The sequence below is a fragment of the Legionella parisiensis genome (assembly GCF_001467945.1).
Classification (GTDB): domain Bacteria; phylum Pseudomonadota; class Gammaproteobacteria; order Legionellales; family Legionellaceae; genus Legionella; species Legionella parisiensis.
The window spans coordinates 1,812,932-1,829,463 of record NZ_LNYQ01000013.1; the positions used below are offsets into that span (position 1 = coordinate 1,812,932).

The window sequence follows — 16,532 nt, forward strand, 5'->3', positions numbered from 1 at the left end:
GCAAATATACTTATAGTTCATTACACCAGAAGTGAAAATCAAATCATTTCTGATTCTATATCATCTTTATTAACAACAACTTTTTTACCCCTGGGAGATTTTGTTGATGTTGTTCGACGTAAATCTTCATCATTGAAGTCATCTACCTTAATTACATCCTGTCGGGCAAGCTCTGCTTCTTTTAATTGCTTGGCCTCTTTCTCAGTTAGCAAACCACAAGCCAAAGCTTCATTAATTTGTTCCAGTAGAGTAAGTGATTTTAAAACATCGTCTTTTACTGCACGCATTACTTTTCTTTCCAACTCTTCTACTGCACAAATTTTATGAAAAGCTTCCTCTAGACGACCTAAAGGACAATTATCTCCAGCTTTGCTATAAACCAAACGGGTGAGGCGCATACGAGCTTCGCAAGGTTCAATGAGAATTCTGGCCAACTTATGGCCCAGCTGGTCATTTGGTTTATTTCTTCGATTACCTAAAGGTTTAATAATCAAACGTAAAACAACACGTGCCCAACGTAATGGGAAATTCACAATAACTCCATGCATTGCTGTCTCACATTCATACAACAGTTGTTGACAGCTCCAATCAACCAAAGGTAAGTCAGCTTCAGGTTCACCATCTTCATGAAAACGTTTCAAAACCGCTGAAATCAAATACAATGAACTTAGCATATCCCCAAGACGTGAAGATAATTTCTCTTTACGCTTTAAGTCCCCACCTAAAACACTCATTGAGAAATCAGCAAGAAACGCCAAATTAGCACTGTATTTATGCAACAGTTGATAATAACGCTTTACACTACTCACTGGTGCTTTAGATAAGTGGCCATCAGTCCAAGCAAAAACAACTGACTTTGTAAAGTTAGCAATAATAAATCCGGCATGGGAAAAAAATGCCTTATCGAATTCAACCAGATTATTGTTTCTGATACTTTCCAGTTCCTTAAATACATATGGATGACACCGGATCGCCCCCTGGCCAAAAATAATTAAACTTCGAGTGAGTATGTTCGCTCCTTCAACAGTAATTGCGATAGGAGATCCTTGGTAACCTCTACCCATATAGTTATTAGGACCAAGACATATACCTTTTCCACCATGAATATCCATTGAATCAAGTGATACCTGTCTTGCACGTTCTGTTGTGTGGTATTTTAAAATGGCACCGACTACAGAAGGTTTGGCCCCATGATCAATAGCAGCAGCAGCCATTGTTACAGCAGCGTCAATAATATAAGTATTTGACGCTAGCCTGGCCAAAGGTTCCTCTATCCCTTCAAACTTTCCAATTGCTTGATTAAATTGTTTGCGAACACGTGCATAAGCTCCGGAAGCCAAAGCTGCAGCCTGGGTACCTCCGTTAGCACTCGAAGGTAACGATATCGCTCTGCCAGCGCTTAAACATTCCATTAACATACGCCAACCACAACCGGCCATAGCTACACCACCGATTAGATAATCCATAGGAATAAAAACATCCTTACCTTGAGTTGGGCCATTTAAAAATCCGGTATTCAATGGGAAATGACGCCGGCCTTTTGTAATCCCTGGGGTGTTTGCTGGTATCAATGCACAACTAATACCTACATCCTCACCTTTACCTAATAAATTATTTGGGTCAAATAACCTGAAAGCCAACCCGATTACTGTAGCTACCGGGCATAAAGTAATGTAACGCTTATCCCAATTTAATCGGATACCTAATACCTTTTCACCATTAATTTCTTGATGACATACTATGCCTTTGTCTGGAATTGATGCGGCATCAGAACCTGCATTGGGGCCAGTTAAGGCAAAACAAGGGATTTCCCGTCCATCAGCCAGGCGTGGTAAGTAATAATTTTTTTGTTCTTCAGTTCCATATTTAAGCAACAACTCACCTGGGCCTAAAGAATTAGGTACAGATATAGTTGTGGCAGCAGTGATTGAGCGACCATAGATTTTGACTAAAATTGACATTTGTGCGGTGGCAGAAAATTCAAGGCCACCATAACGTTTTGGTATAATCATACCTAAAAAACGATTTTCTTTGATAAACTGCCAGATTTCTGGAGGTAAATCGGTTAGGTTATGAGTTATATCCCAATCATCGATCATCCCGCACAAGATATTTACGGGACCATCAAGAAAAGCTTGCTCTTCATCAGTCAAACGAATCGTTGGCGCATTTCTCAGTACAGAAAAATCTGGGGCACCACTAAATAAATCACCTTCCCAACTCACAGTGCCTGCTTCCAGAGCCTCTCTTTCAGTGGAGGACATGGCTGGCATGGCTTTACTTACTATTTTAAAAAAATATTTGGATAGTAATATTCGTCTTAAAGGTTTTATAGCGCCAGCAATTAAAATAAGTTCCATTAAAACAAGTACTATCTTAGTCGCCAATCCCGGAGAACCATACATGAAAACAAGAGCACTAAATAGAGCAAAGCTAATAGCCCACACTGAAATTGCTGCCTGCCTGGTAAGCAATATCCCTGCAGCACCAATGATTATGAGCACTAAAATAGCGTGTAGCACATTATTCTCCTTAATTATTTGAAGTCTTTCGACCACTTGTACTATTTAAGTATAAACCAGACACAATTTTTATAATCTGCTTTGCAACAACTTCCGGGTGTTCCATAGGAAATAAATGGGTCCCTTTGGTTTTAAGACTGGATACATTAAAATATTTTTTCATGTAGCGCACATCCATTTTACCAACCACAGTACTTTTGTCACCATAAATTAATGCTGCTGGAATGAATAACTTACCTTCATACTTTGGAATGACGTGTGGAATAGTTCGATAAATCTGATATTCAATGTGCCTATCAAATCGCAGATGGTAACCGTCATCTTTATACTCTAAACCGTAGGTAATATAATCGCTTAAGCAGGCATCAGTAAAGGTCTTAAATAATTCTCGCGTCTTTAAATAACTCATTAATTGATCATGATCTTTCCAATATATGCGCCGACTTCGGGTTCTAAACGCCGGAGTGACCCGATCAATAATACCCAGAGCTTTCGCTAAGCGAACCATGCTTGATTTAAAAGTACCAATTAAAGGTGAGTCTAACATAATTACCGCTTTAAATAACTCGGGTTGTTCAACTGCTGCTAATAAGCTTAAAATACCACCTAAAGAATGCCCGACAGCGATAACAGGGCGATCTGCTTGCTTTTTAACACTTGCAATGACCTCCGAAACCAGATTATGCCAGTTTTCACTAACTGGGAACAAAGGATCATGCCCAATTTTGTCAATATAACAATAATCGAATTCTTTCTCGAGCTGATCCAGCATCTGCTTATAACATAAAGCAGGGAAACCATTCCCATGGGCAAAATGAATCAATTCTTTCATAAAGTCACCACGCGCATATGCTCCAATATAAAAATCCTATTATTAATTCTGTAAGCAGTTTAATGCCAACCAAACGAAAATGCCTTAAAAAATACGATTTTCTTATAAAATGGCAACTCGTCTGCTTTCTGCGCGTAGAGAATAAAGCGCAAAGCTGTAATACAAAATAAGCAATGCGAATAAAATGTAACCCGAACCCATAAAAATTGAATTGAGTGTGAGCATGGTAAGTAGCAGTAATAACATAGGGGTTCCAGCAACAGCTAAAAGCCGACTTGATTGAGCAAAAGTGACATTAAAAGAAAAAAATATATTTGAAAAAACTTGTCCTAAAAAAGCTAAAACCAAGAAAAGAATTATGAAAATTGAAAATAACATGGCTACGACCATAGGATAAATCATTAATTCCGAATAAAATGTTACATTTTTAATTGAATCTTCTTCTGCAATTTTTTTCCCATCAAATACCAGATTAGTTCCTTTATCAAAAGTTTGGACTAATGGAGTGCCTTTACTGGGCTTTGTTTCCGCCATATTAAAAAGTTTCAAACTGGGCACTTTAAGAGAAATTTTATTTTTGTTAATCAAAATCGAAAGGTAAGGATAGTTGGAAGGGAAATCATTGATTTTTCCAGTTGTGTCAATAACAATAACTACTTGTCCCTGATCATTCTTGATCATATAAGGCATTGGCTTATCAAAAGAAACCTCCCCATTTTGAATATAAAAAACAGGAATTTTTGACAAAGGCTCAGTTATTTGCTCTTTAAAAGCTTGATTCAAACTAAAGCTCATTCTTACAGCAAAAGGAATTGTGAATAAGGCGATTGTCAACAAAAGATAAAGAATGCCAAGACCTCGCCAGCGTTTTCCAACATCCACATAAAGACGTCGTGAATAGAAAGACATATACAATGCTGACCAATAGCGATAGACAGGGGTATCAATTGGTTTTAGTTGTTTGTTTTTTTCTTTACTCACGCCCATTCTCCAATCCGTTTTCCAGATTTACGATGAAAAAGATGTAACTTAATTTTAGGTAACACAACCCAGAATTGTCCACTCGAAATTTGTTGATCTGCAGTAATACGCAAATTAATCAGCTGATTATTCTTGATACATTTCGCATGTATTAATTTGTCTGCACCCATATTATCTACAAACTCGACATAAATTGAGATGCTTTGCGGATCATTTTCAGAACAAAGTACAACATGTTCCGCTCGAATTGCTATAATCAACTCGTCCTTATCCTCAAGGTACTGTGCCAACTCTGGGATTGGATAATCAACTCCCAAATCTGTTTGTGCTGTTTTGCTGCTTTTATCAAAGACAGCAGATATTACGTTCAAAGAATAATGTCCCGTAAATCCAGCAACAAATAAGGTAGCAGGATTTTGATACAGTTCCTGGGGAGTACCTATCTGCTCAACAACCCCTTGATTAAGCACTATAACACGTTCCGCCATCGTCATTGCTTCAGTTTGATCATGAGTGACATATAAACTGGTGGTATTGAGTTGTTGATGTAAACGACGAATTTCATGGCGCATTTCAGTACGCAATTTCGCATCTAGATTAGATAAAGGTTCATCAAATAAAAATACAGCTGGGGAACGAACCATGGCTCTTCCCATCGCAACCCTTTGTTTTTGTCCTCCAGAAAGTGCCTGAGGTTTACGCTCTAAATAAGGAGTTAGATGCAATAATTGTGCTGCCTCATCTACTCGTTGCTTAATATCTGCCTTCTTAAAACGCCTCATTTTTAAGCCATAAGCCATATTTTCAAATACAGTCATATGAGGATAAAGAGCATAATTTTGAAAAACCATAGCCATGTCCCTTTTTGCTGCAGGTATTTTATTGACACATTGATCATTAATCAAAATAGAGCCCGAACTTAAATCATCCAAACCGGCAATTAAGCGTAATAAAGTAGTTTTTCCACACCCAGATGGACCAACAATCACCACAAACTCGCCTTTTTTAATGCTAACGTTTACTTTATCCAAAATCGTTGTTGATCCAACCCTTTTTGAAACTTCAATGAGACTTACTGTCGCCATGCTTACTTTAACCCTTTTTCAAACCAGCGCTGCATTAACATGACTACCATACAAGGTGGAATCAACGCGATTAATGCAACAGCCATAATGTAGTGCCATTGTGGAACTTGATCTGCCACTCCTGCTAAATAGCGAATCCCCATAACTACCGTAGCCATTTTTGTCTCCGTAGTAATCACTAATGGCCATAGATATTGATTCCAACCGTACACAAACAAAATAACAAATAATGAGGCAATCTGCGTTTTGGATAAGGGTAAAACCATATCAAAAAAGAAACGTACAGCCCCTGCACCATCGAGTTTTGCTGCATCAACAAGTTCAGATGGTATGGTTTTAAAAAACTGACGAAACAAAAATGTTCCAGTTGCAGATACAAATAGAGGTAAAGTTAATCCAGTAAATGAATTTAATAATCCAAATGAAGCAACCACCTGAAAGGTAGGCACAATTCTGACTTCTATGGGCAACATCATAGTAATAAAAATCAATGCGAAACATAATTTTTTAAAAGGAAAATCAAAATATACCAGAGCAAAAGCTGAACCTAAGGCAAGAACAATCTTTCCCAAAGCAATAGCCATAGCCATAAAAAAACTATTTAACAACATCGAAGTAATCGGTTCCCCACCTGTGACTGATAGACCTTCAGTCATCACAGCTTTCAAATTCTTGAATAACAAAGTCCCTGGAACCATAGGAATATGGGATTGCATCATGACACTCCCTTCATTACTGGCAGCGACAAGAGCTAAATAAACAGGCAACAACATCAAAATCACAAAAAAGCATAAAAAACTGTGCTGTAAAACGCGACCGAAATATGATTTCATGCGTAATGGACCTTTTTTTCGAGGTATCTAAATTGCACTAATGAAACAATAATCACAATAAACATCAGCAGTACTGATTGCGCTGATGAGCTTCCCAAATCCATACCCTCAAATCCATCTTGATATACTTTATAAATCAAATTAGTCGTACTATTACCAGGCCCGCCATGAGTCATCACCTGAATAATGCCAAAAGTATCAAAAAAACCATACATTAAATTGATAATGAGTAAGAAAAAAGTAGTTGGTGATAAAAGTGGAAAAATAATTTGCCAAAAACGTTGCCATACAGATGCACCATCAATCGTCGCCGCATCAATTAATGACGAAGGGACCGCTTTGAGCGCTGCGAGATAAAATAGAAAGTTATAGCTGAATTGCTGCCAACTGGCAGTGAGAATAATTACTGAAAAGGCCTGGTTTACATTATTTACGTAGTCAAAATTAATGCCGATTAATTGCAAAAAATGCGTCAGCCATCCTAAAGTTGGATGGCATAAAAAGCGCCATAGAATTGCTGCTACTGCAGGAGCTATAGCATAAGGCCAAATTAATAAAGATTTATAAACCCCTTGCGTCTTGCCTCTGTTATTCACTAATATGGCCATAAGGAGTCCTAAACTCATTGTGAAAAAAGTCACACTAAAAGCAATAATAAAGGTTACCCCAATTGCCTTGCTGTATGCCGGATCAAGAAAAAGATCCACAAAGTTGGCAAATCCTGCAAACTTTTTATGAAGGCCGAAAGCATCCGTGTAAAAGAAAGATTGCAGTAATGCATTACATGCAGGCCAGATAAAAAACATCAGGGTAACAATAAGTTGTGGAATTATAAAAAGCCAAGCAGAAAGACGTTGATGATTGAATTTAGCCATTGCCCAATATATAAGAGGGTCTGTATAAGCATTCATTATATAGGTATGTTTTTTTAAGTAAAGTGTCTGTGTGACGTGCGCAGCAGAATACAGACTTTATCGCATGAATTATTCGTGTGCTCTTCGCTCATTAAACCAAGGAAAAAATATTTTGCGCTACGTATACATAGAAAATCCAGGCCCACACAATCGCTTGGTCATCAAAAATGGCCCTAAGCCAGAGTACAGCAAGTCACAAATTTTAGTGAGTGTTAAAGCGACTGCACTTAATCGGGCAGATATCATGCAGCGTTTTGGCAAATACCCGCCCCCTCCTGGAGAATCGGATGTTCTGGGTTTGGAAATTGCCGGAGAAGTAGTTGAAGTCGGTGCACATGTAACGCAATTCAAACCAGGAGATAAAGTTTATGGATTGGTCGGTAGTGGTGCTTATGCTGAATTTTGTCCTGTAGAAGAATCACTTGCTCAGCACATCCCTGAAAATTGGAGTTATTCGCTTGCTGCAGCACTTCCTGAGGCACTGACAACTGTTTACGCCACTTTATTCGATTTAGGCAAACTCAAATCGGAACAAACATTACTTATTCATGGGGCAGGAAGTGGTATCGCCTCATTAGCAATCCAAATGGCAAAATTGACTCATGCTCATGTAATCACCACAGCAGGAACAGATGTTAAAGTAGAAAAAGCAATTAAACTCGGTGCCGATCAAGTATTTAATTACCATAAGCAGGATTTTGAAGACTTAATTGAAGATCATAGCGTTGATTTAATCATTGATTTTATAGGTGGTGATTATTTCAATAAGCATCTGCATTTATTGAGGCCTAAAAGTAAGCTCATCCAGATCGCCTGCCTCAAGGGAAGTTCAGTCGAATGCAATCTTGCATTGATTATGCGTAAAAGATTGCAAATCATTGGTTTTGTACTTCGCTCTCAATCGCTTGAAGAAAAAAATAAATTATGGAAACAAGCACATAAAGAGTGGTTAGAAGATTTGAGAATAAAAAAATTGGCGCCTATTCTTGACTCAGAATTTAAACTGGAACAAATTGAAGAAGCACATCAATACATGCAATCAGGAGCACATTTCGGCAAAATTGTTGTTCATGTAGATTAAGACCGTGTGTATTGTTGTTTTTAGCTTGGGTAAAGCACTGCACAAGGCTGCAATACACGTTAGTTAGGTGCAATTTTCTTAGTGTGAAGAGCACGATTTAATAATTGCTCATAGATGGGGCCATTTGGGGTGAGCTGAAGCACAATAGTTGCGGTAATGCATGCCATCATTACAGGAAAGATTAAATAATAATTATGAGTCATTTCTACCACCAATACTGCTCCGGTTATTGGTGAACGCGTCGAGGAAGCAAAAAGTGCAGCCATCCCCGCAATCGCAAACATCCCGGGTTGGGTTAAAAATTCAATATGCAAAATCTCTAAAATATGGAATATAGCTAAACCAAGAAGTGTACCTATAGAAAGTATAGGAGCAAAAATCCCTCCTGGAACGGCTGTTCCATAGCATGCCATGGTTCCTATAAATCGAACTACTAAAAGAAAAAACAAAAAACCAAATCCTGGAGACAGGGTCAATGCCTGATGAATAATGTGCATTCCCCCACCTACGGCAGCGGGATGATGCACGGCTAAATAGCCAATCAAAAATCCTACAGTCAGCACATAATATGTTTTTTGTCTTGAAGTGAATTTATCCAGGAGCGTTAGCGTGCCTATCAATGAAAGATTAAATAAAAGTCCTACAAAACCCACCACAATACCAAACAGAGCAAATAACCATAAAGAATCAAGATGAGGAAATTCAAATACATCCATGGAGATCGTTGGCTGGGGACCAATGATCAAATCAAGAATGATTGTAGCTGTGATACAGCAAATAACCACCATGCTGAAACTGGTAAAAGAATAGTTAAACTGATTTCGCATTTCTTCCATCACAAAGATCACTCCAGCTAGAGGCGCATTAAATGCAACTGCCAAACCTGCAGCAGCCCCTGCAGCAATTAAACTATCCTTTCTACGCCGCGTCAGGTTAAATAAGCCTCCCAGCATTTCTCCCAAACTACCTCCAATGTGGATAGTAGGTCCCTCTCGTCCTAAAATCATTTTGGCAGAGAGTACCAAAATACCAAAAAAGAATTTTACAGGTAATAATCGGCGCCAGGATATGCGTCTTAAATGAAGTAATGCGCCTTCTATCTCTGGCACACCACTTCCTGATGCCTCAGGTGCATACTGCTTCACAACAAAATATGCAGTGTAAACCATAATCATCGAGACCAAGCCTGAAATCAATCCGGCCGGCCATCCATGAAGGCTAAGAAAATGAAAAGAATTATCCAATAAATTAGCCAACACATCGATTGACAATCGAAATGTTGAGCCGACAAGGCCAACTACAATCCCCAAAACAAAAGATACAGCATAAAGCATTAATATCTTATTGCGCATTACGTTAAATCATCCTCATTAAATTATTAATAATTTTAAATCCAGCCTGATTAACTAAAGACAATATCGTTTCAGGATGAAATTGAACTGCGTGAATAGGTAATTTCCGGTGCGAAATAGCCATAACAATTCCATCATCACTCATAGCTGTAACCATCAACTCTTTTGGTATCGCGTTTAAACGTGCATAGAGCGAGTGATACCTCCCTGCCTTAAAAGACTCCCCCAAGCCTGAAAATAATTGGGGATCATCTGCGACTTTTATGATGGATGGCTTACCATGCATGGGATATTCTAGAACATCCAAAATACCGCCAAAATGTTCAACAATTCCTTGCAAGCCCAAACACACTCCGAATAAAGGAATACACTGAGAAACAGCGGCAGCAATTGTTTGAGATAGGTTAAAATCACTAGGTTTACCAGGTCCTGGAGATAAAACAACAAGATCATATTTTTGGTTTTTTAAATACTGCAACGCCTTATCAAACCGAATTGTACTCACCTGCGCTCCGGTTTGGCGGAAATAATTTGCTAAAGTATGAACAAAAGAATCCTGGTGATCGATAAGTAAGACGCGTTTACCCTTTCCAACCAAGGGCAATTGCACTGTTTCTGCCTGGATTTTGCGCTCTCGCTTTTGTAACATGTCTAAAAAAGCAGATGCTTTTAAGCGCGTTTCCTGTTCTTCAGATTCAGGGACTGAATCATAAAGCAAAGTAGCACCAACACGAATCTCAGCAACTCCATTTTCGATACGTACAGTTCTTAAAACCAACCCTGTATTTAAATTTCCGTCGAAACCAAACCAACCCACTGCACCTGCATACCACTTGCGTGGGGATTTTTCATATTTTTCAATAAAATTAAGAGCCCAAATTTTAGGCGCACCAGTCACAGTAACGACCCACATATGAGTTAAAAAAGCATCTACCGCATCAAAGTTTTCCCTTAAAATGCCTTCAACATGATCTACGGTATGAATCAATCGCGAATACATTTCAATTTGTCTTCGTCCAATAACTTTCACAGAGCCTGCTTCACAGATACGGGATTTATCATTTCTATCCACATCAGTGCACATTGTTAGTTCAGATTCCTCTTTTTTGGAGTCCAATAAGATCTGAATATTTTCTGCATCTTCAATTGCATCAGCGCCGCGTTTAATCGTTCCGGAAATTGGACAAGTCTCCACCCTTCGTCCCTGGACTCGTACATACATTTCAGGAGACGCACCAACTAAATACTCTCCATCACCTAAATTAATAAAAAAACCATAAGGGGAAGGGTTTAATCGACGCATCTGCTTGAATAAAGAAGAAGGCTGTTCTTTATAATGGGTATAAAAAGTCTGGCTTGGAACTACTTCGAACAAATCACCACAAGCAAAACGCTCCTTGGCTGTATTTACAACCTGAGCATATTCACCTGGCATATGATCACATTCTTTTTCGGGTTTATTAGGTGATTCGTATACTGCAGAAGCTCCCTCTCTCGCCAAAGATTTTGTGGATTGACCCTGAAATTGAAAATCATAACGCCGAAGCATAGCTTCTTCTTTACGATGATTCACTATATAAATTTCATCAGGTAGGTAAAGAACCATATCTCTTTGAGAAAGCTCTCTTTCTTTCTGCTTTTGTAGCGCTTCAAATTGAAAAATCAAATCAAAACCCAAAGCCCCATATAATCCCAAATAAGATTCATTTTCCAATTTGAAAAAAGACAATATCAGACGGATAACTGTAAATACTGAAGGCTGTTGACTACGTTCTTCTTCGCTGAATACTTTTTCAGATGGCTTAATTTTGATTTGTAATAATTTATTATTATGCGCTGTAATTTCTAAAGTTTCTTCATTTTCCAATAATGGAGTAATAAAAGTTAATAATATTTTGCCGCGATGATTTAAAGCATCAATTTGAATTAAATTCTGCTTGCAGATAACAGCCAGAGGCGGATTATAAAAGCCGATATCCCAACATGTGTAACGCCCTGGGTATTCAAAGCTTGAGGCAAATAATGCCCCCCTTTGTGAATCTAAATGCTCAAGAAGATTTTCAATACCTTGTTGGTACTCTAGAGTGGTTTGAGAACACTCTATTTCCACCCCCCCTTGGGTTTTGTAATACTGCAACATGAATGATTAACTCAAGTGAATAATTATGATCTACCATTCTACTTTAAAAATGATGTTCTGCAATAATCTCGACATTTAGATGCAATGTAGCCTGGGTACAACGAACTTAATTTTCTACACTCGCTGAAAACCAGTCCAACCTTATTCCTACGCCCAACCTCGCGACTTGTTCCTGGGGACGAGCGTGGCAGGAAGTATGCTCAAGAGACAGGTCTTGCACCCAGGCTGCATTTTTAAGATGGATTTCTAATGATCTCATCAAGAGAACAATTTTTATCTATTGCTTCCTGCACCCACAAACCAACCTGATGATGTGCATCCCTAAAAGGTACTCCTTGCAATACTAAAGACTCTAGAACCGCAGTAGCATTCAAGTAACCTCTGTTTGCTTTCTGTTCCATCAATTTTGTATTAAATTGCACGCTTTCAAGAAAAGGAGCAATTATTTCCAAGCACGCAGTCAAGGTATTTACAGTGTCAAAGAGGCATTCTTTGTCTTCTTGCATATCCTTATTATATGCAAGGGGCAATCCTTTCATTACTGTTAGAATACCCATTAAATGCCCAAAAACTCGCCCGCTTTTACCTCTGATTAACTCCAATACATCTGGATTTTTCTTGTTGGGCATCAACGATGAGCCGGTAGCAAAAGCATCATCTAGAGTAATAAAACCAAACTCTTGTGTAGCCCAAAGAATCAAATCCTCGGCAAGACGTGACAAATGCATCAAAATGATAGAAGCAACAGAACAAAATTCAATAATAAAATCCCGATCGCTTACTGCATCAAGTGTATTCGCGATCACTCCGTTAAAGCCCAAGGTTTCTGCAACCCATGCTCGGTCTAAAGGAAGCGAGCTTCCTGCTAAAGCCCCAGCGCCTAACGGAGAAAAATTCATTCGTCTATGCCAATCGTGCAAACGGCCTAAGTCGCGTTGAAACATTGCTAAATAAGCAGCGAAAAATTGCCCTAAATAAATTGGCTGAGCTTGCTGCAAATGGGTATAACCTGGGACTTTATCTTCAGCATGGTGGTTTTCCAGCTTTTCTAAAACCTGGTTTAAACGCTGTAAAAGCAGATTAATCTGCACTCCTGCATCACGAGAATACAATCTTAAATCTAGGGCAACCTGATCATTACGACTTCGACCTGTATGCAGCTTTTTACCTACATCACCAATTTTAGCAATAAGTAATTGCTCTACAAACATATGAATATCTTCACAAGACTCATCAAATTCATGGACTCCATTTTCTATTTCATGGCTTATTTCTTCCAGTCCATTGCATATCAAATCTGCTTCACTGTCAGAAATCAGCTTTTGTCGTGCAAGCATTTTTGCATGTGCTTGACTCCCCACTATATCATGAGCATAAAGCACTTTATCAAAGGCCAAAGAAGCATTAAAATGCATTACCCCCGGATCGAGTTCTTTTTTGAATCGTCCTCCCCATGTTTTATGAGCCGCCATTATTTATCTCCTTTATGTACCTTGCCATACACCTGCGCTGATAAAGAGAATAAATTGATGAATCCTTCAGCATCCTGTTGGTTGTAAACACTGTCCTCTTCAAAAGTAGCCAATGCAGGATCATGCAAACTAAATGGAGAATGCATTCCATAAGGAATAATGTTCCCTTTAAATAATTGCAAACTTACAGTGCCAGTCATATGCTGTTGTGTTACATCAATCAATGCATCCAACGCATTTTTGGCTTGGGAAAACCATCTTCCCTCATAAACAAGATTGGCATAAGTTTGCTGTAAGGACTGCTTTAAATGCAAGGTCGCCCGGTCAAGACACAAACTTTCAAGCATCTGATGTGCCTTATAAAGAACTGCTGCCGCAGGCGCTTCATATATTCCTCTTATTTTCATCCCGACGAGTCGATTTTCTACAATGTCCGCTACCCCAATTCCATGGGCACCTGCAATTTTATTTAACTCTTTGAGCAATTCCACTGAATTCATTTTTTTTGCATTCAAGGCAACAGGTACACCATGGTCAAACTCAATGTTCACTAATTCAGCATTATTTGACGATTGTTCTAAAGATGCAGTCATCAATAATAAATCATCAGGCTGAGGCTGTCCTGGATCTTCTAAGACACCACCTTCATGAGAAATATACCAAAGATTATGATCGCGTGAGTAAGGTGACTTAGGTGTAACTGGAACTTCAATACCGTGTAATTTGGCATATTCAATTGCCTCTTGTCTGGACTTAATTTTCCAAGATCTCCAGGGAGCAATAATTTTAAGTTCTGGAGCCAAAGCTTTTACCGTATATTCAAAACGGACCTGGTCATTACCTTTTCCAGTAGCGCCATGAGCAACAGCATCTGCTTTTTCCAACATGGAAATTTCAACCAGTTTTTTTGCAATGAGCGGTCGAGAAATAGTGCCTAAGACATATTGGTTTTCATAAAGTGCCCCTGCCTTGACCAATCGCCACAGATAGTCGCTAACGAATTCATCCTGGACATTCATCACGTAGGCTTTTGAAGCACCGCTTTTTATTGCTTTCTCTTTAATCGCCGTTAAATCTTCATTTTGTCCTAAATCACAAACCATTGCGATAATCTCTGCCTGCTGGTAATGTTCTTTAAGCCATGGAATCATTACCGAAGTATCCAGGCCGCCTGAATAGGCAAGGACAATTTTTTTAATCGATTCAGTCATGGTTTACTCCTGGTAGTATTGTTTTAAATGTAAAATAGGTTCAGCCAACTCCTTGGGAACTACATCCGCGACTAACTGCCCTCCTTTTAGAACAATTAATCGATCTGACATTTTGCTTAAGAAATCAAGATCGTGAGATGCAATCACCATCGTAACTCCTAAAGATTTCACTGAATTTAATAAACTAATCACTTCATCAATCGTTGCCAGATCAAGACCTGATGTAGGCTCATCACAAAGTAATAAATTGGGTTTCATCATTAAGCTTCGTGCTAAGGCAACACGTTGCTTTTGCCCACCAGACAATAGGTGGGGATAGGCAAATGCTTTATCTTCAATTCCCAAACTCAGCAGTAACGACTGTGCCTGTTCTTCATGATTCAACATTTTATTGTGTAAACGAGGAGCATATACCAAATTTTGCATCACCGTCATATGTGGAAAAAGCTGGAAATCCTGAAACATAAAACCACTTTGACCTGCTACTTCGATCGTACCTGAATCCAAAGTTTCTAATTGTTGTATACAACGCAATAACGTGGATTTCCCACTCCCGGACGGCCCCGCCAAACCAACCACCGTTTGTGCTTGCACGTTTAAGTTAATATTATTTAATACGGTAAGTGGACCAAAATATTTACAGGCTTGATTAATGGCTAACATAAAGCCTCCTTTGTTCCATTTTCTTGCCCAGGAACTCAATCAAAAGCACCATGCCATAGTAAAAACAACCCGCAATACATAGTGGAACAAAATAGGTAAACTGTTCTGCAGCCACCGATTGAGCTCTGCGCATCAAGTCCATTCCTCCTATAGTCGCAATCAAAGCAGTTTCTTTAAGCAGTGCAATCATTTCATTAATGTAGGCAGGAAAAATATTCTTAATCACTTGTGGCAAGACAATATCCTTCCATAGATAAAAGCCAGGTATTTGCAGCGTTTTTGCTGCCTCAAACTGTCCCTTTGGCAAATGCTCTATTCCTGCTCTCAGAATCTCGGCAATATAAGCGGAGCTGTTTAAACCAAAGGTTAAAAGTCCTGCTGCTAAAATATTTGCCTTAATACCAATTAATGCAGGAGCAGCAAAATAAATAAAACTAAGTTGTAAAATTACTGGAGTCCCTCTCATTAGCGAAATAAATCCATTGATTATTGGCTTCATAATCCCTTGGTATCGCAGTAAAGCCAGTGTTGTTCCTAATAAAGTCCCTATTAATAACCCACCAAATAACAGAATCAAAGTAACTAAAGTTCCCTCGCCAATATAGAGGACATTTTGTTTTAATTCTTCCATTTTGTGTCCTCCAACCATTTTTTCTTGAGTGCAGCGAGCTCACCAGTTTGCTCCAGCTCATATAAAACATGATTTATTTTGTGAGTTAATTTAGAGTTCTTTTTTAGTGCCAGACCATAACCATCGGTTGATTGAGCAAGAAGCTCAAAAGATAATCCAGGATTTTTCTGACTAAATACCGCACCTTGCACTCCATCAACGAGAACTAAATCAACATGACCTGCCTTTAGGGCTGCGATGGTTTGATTGTTATTATCCATTACGAGAAGGCTGGCATTTGGCATATTCTTTTTTAGCCAAATTTCCATGGTGCTCCCTAGTTGAACCGCTATTTTTTTATCAGCTAATTGTTTTAAATCGTTAATCGGCTTTTTTTCGGGAAAAACAACAGCCATACTTTCGAAATAATAAGGATTAGTAAAATCAAAATTCTTTTTTCGCTGTTCTGTAATCGTAATCGTAGAAATTGCTGTATCAACCTGTCCTGTACTTAAAGCAGGTAAAATACTGCTGAATTCCATGGTATCAAACATTGCTTCCTTACCAAGTTTTTTTGCTATCAAGCGTGCTAAATCAATATCTAACCCTTTAATTTCACCATGATCGTTATATTCAAATGGTGGATATTCTGCGGCTACAGCAAAATGAATATATGGAACACTCTCATTGGGAATCTTTGCATAGCAAAGAGAAACCAAAAGAGCAAAACCTGCTAAAAATGTAAAGAATATTTGTTTCATTTGAATATAAATCCAGTTTTTATGCGTTTTTTAAATTTATCAACCTTGACTTGCCCTGTCAAGATATTTTGAATA

The 16,532-nt window shown here is 38.5% G+C and carries 14 protein-coding genes; 1 reads left to right on the plus strand and 13 read right to left on the minus strand.

Annotation, left to right across the window (positions count from 1 at the left end):
• Positions 1-38 precede the first annotated feature (38 nt).
• From Lpar_RS14140 to Lpar_RS14165, 6 genes are all read right to left on the minus strand, one after another.
• Positions 39-2,522 carry an acyl-CoA dehydrogenase gene (locus tag Lpar_RS14140; protein WP_058518532.1) on the minus strand — a complete coding sequence of 828 codons (2,484 nt, stop codon included), beginning with the start codon at positions 2,520-2,522 and terminating at the stop codon, positions 39-41.
• Positions 2,523-2,532: 10 nt separating this feature from the next.
• Positions 2,533-3,354: an alpha/beta fold hydrolase gene (locus Lpar_RS14145; protein ID WP_058518533.1), complete on the minus strand. Its 822-nt coding sequence runs from the start codon at positions 3,352-3,354 to the stop codon at positions 2,533-2,535.
• Positions 3,355-3,456: 102 nt separating this feature from the next.
• On the minus strand, positions 3,457-4,335 hold the full coding sequence (locus tag Lpar_RS14150) for a DUF1189 family protein (RefSeq protein ID WP_058518534.1): 879 nt from the start codon (positions 4,333-4,335) through the stop codon (positions 3,457-3,459).
• On the minus strand, positions 4,332-5,420 hold the full coding sequence (locus tag Lpar_RS14155) for an ABC transporter ATP-binding protein (RefSeq protein ID WP_058518535.1): 1,089 nt from the start codon (positions 5,418-5,420) through the stop codon (positions 4,332-4,334). Before Lpar_RS14155 ends, Lpar_RS14150 begins: the two co-directional genes overlap by 4 nt.
• Before the next feature lie 2 nt (positions 5,421-5,422).
• A complete protein-coding gene (gene ugpE / locus Lpar_RS14160; RefSeq protein WP_058518536.1) occupies positions 5,423-6,253 on the minus strand; it encodes a sn-glycerol-3-phosphate ABC transporter permease UgpE in 831 nt (276 codons plus the stop codon).
• Positions 6,250-7,128, minus strand: coding sequence for a carbohydrate ABC transporter permease (locus tag Lpar_RS14165; protein ID WP_058518537.1), 879 nt, complete (start codon positions 7,126-7,128; stop codon positions 6,250-6,252). Before Lpar_RS14165 ends, ugpE begins: the two co-directional genes overlap by 4 nt.
• Before the next feature lie 151 nt (positions 7,129-7,279).
• Between Lpar_RS14165 and Lpar_RS14170 the strand changes: the two genes are divergently transcribed.
• Positions 7,280-8,248 (plus strand): NAD(P)H-quinone oxidoreductase, encoded by a 969-nt coding sequence (locus Lpar_RS14170; RefSeq protein ID WP_058519284.1) that lies wholly within the window; start codon positions 7,280-7,282, stop codon positions 8,246-8,248.
• A 59-nt stretch (positions 8,249-8,307) separates the two neighbouring features.
• On the opposite strand, the gene clcA is transcribed toward Lpar_RS14170, so the two are convergent.
• The 7 genes from clcA to Lpar_RS14205 form a co-directional block, all read right to left on the minus strand.
• Complete coding sequence (gene clcA, locus Lpar_RS14175; RefSeq protein ID WP_058518538.1) at positions 8,308-9,600, minus strand: H(+)/Cl(-) exchange transporter ClcA; 1,293 nt, start codon at positions 9,598-9,600, stop codon at positions 8,308-8,310.
• Between the two features lie 4 nt (positions 9,601-9,604).
• Complete coding sequence (locus Lpar_RS14180; RefSeq protein WP_058518539.1) at positions 9,605-11,740, minus strand: anthranilate synthase component I; 2,136 nt, start codon at positions 11,738-11,740, stop codon at positions 9,605-9,607.
• Between the two features lie 233 nt (positions 11,741-11,973).
• A complete protein-coding gene (argH, locus tag Lpar_RS14185) occupies positions 11,974-13,212 on the minus strand; it encodes an argininosuccinate lyase (protein ID WP_058518540.1) in 1,239 nt (412 codons plus the stop codon).
• Entirely contained in the window at positions 13,212-14,423 is a 1,212-nt protein-coding gene (locus Lpar_RS14190) for an argininosuccinate synthase (RefSeq protein ID WP_058518541.1), read from the minus strand. The genes argH and Lpar_RS14190 overlap by 1 nt, the downstream gene beginning before the upstream one ends.
• Positions 14,424-14,426: 3 nt before the next feature.
• Positions 14,427-15,086, minus strand: coding sequence for an amino acid ABC transporter ATP-binding protein (locus Lpar_RS14195; RefSeq protein ID WP_058518542.1), 660 nt, complete (start codon positions 15,084-15,086; stop codon positions 14,427-14,429).
• Positions 15,073-15,717, minus strand: coding sequence for an amino acid ABC transporter permease (locus Lpar_RS14200; protein ID WP_058518543.1), 645 nt, complete (start codon positions 15,715-15,717; stop codon positions 15,073-15,075). Before Lpar_RS14200 ends, Lpar_RS14195 begins: the two co-directional genes overlap by 14 nt.
• Positions 15,705-16,457, minus strand: coding sequence for a substrate-binding periplasmic protein (locus Lpar_RS14205; RefSeq protein WP_058518544.1), 753 nt, complete (start codon positions 16,455-16,457; stop codon positions 15,705-15,707). The genes Lpar_RS14200 and Lpar_RS14205 overlap by 13 nt, the downstream gene beginning before the upstream one ends.
• Between the last annotated feature and the right edge of the window lie 75 nt (positions 16,458-16,532).

Coding starts and splice junctions, on each gene's coding strand:
- Lpar_RS14145 (WP_058518533.1), bottom strand. CDS start 3,354: ATGAAAGAATTGATTCATTTTGCCCATGGGAATGGTTTCCCTGCTTTA.
- Lpar_RS14155 (WP_058518535.1), bottom strand. CDS start 5,420: ATGGCGACAGTAAGTCTCATTGAAGTTTCAAAAAGGGTTGGATCAACA.
- ugpE (WP_058518536.1), bottom strand. CDS start 6,253: ATGAAATCATATTTCGGTCGCGTTTTACAGCACAGTTTTTTATGCTTT.
- Lpar_RS14165 (WP_058518537.1), bottom strand. CDS start 7,128: ATGGCTAAATTCAATCATCAACGTCTTTCTGCTTGGCTTTTTATAATT.
- clcA (WP_058518538.1), bottom strand. CDS start 9,600: ATGCGCAATAAGATATTAATGCTTTATGCTGTATCTTTTGTTTTGGGG.
- Lpar_RS14180 (WP_058518539.1), bottom strand. CDS start 11,740: ATGTTGCAGTATTACAAAACCCAAGGGGGGGTGGAAATAGAGTGTTCT.
- argH (WP_058518540.1), bottom strand. CDS start 13,212: ATGGCGGCTCATAAAACATGGGGAGGACGATTCAAAAAAGAACTCGAT.
- Lpar_RS14190 (WP_058518541.1), bottom strand. CDS start 14,423: ATGACTGAATCGATTAAAAAAATTGTCCTTGCCTATTCAGGCGGCCTG.
- Lpar_RS14195 (WP_058518542.1), bottom strand. CDS start 15,086: ATGTTAGCCATTAATCAAGCCTGTAAATATTTTGGTCCACTTACCGTA.
- Lpar_RS14200 (WP_058518543.1), bottom strand. CDS start 15,717: ATGGAAGAATTAAAACAAAATGTCCTCTATATTGGCGAGGGAACTTTA.
- Lpar_RS14205 (WP_058518544.1), bottom strand. CDS start 16,457: ATGAAACAAATATTCTTTACATTTTTAGCAGGTTTTGCTCTTTTGGTT.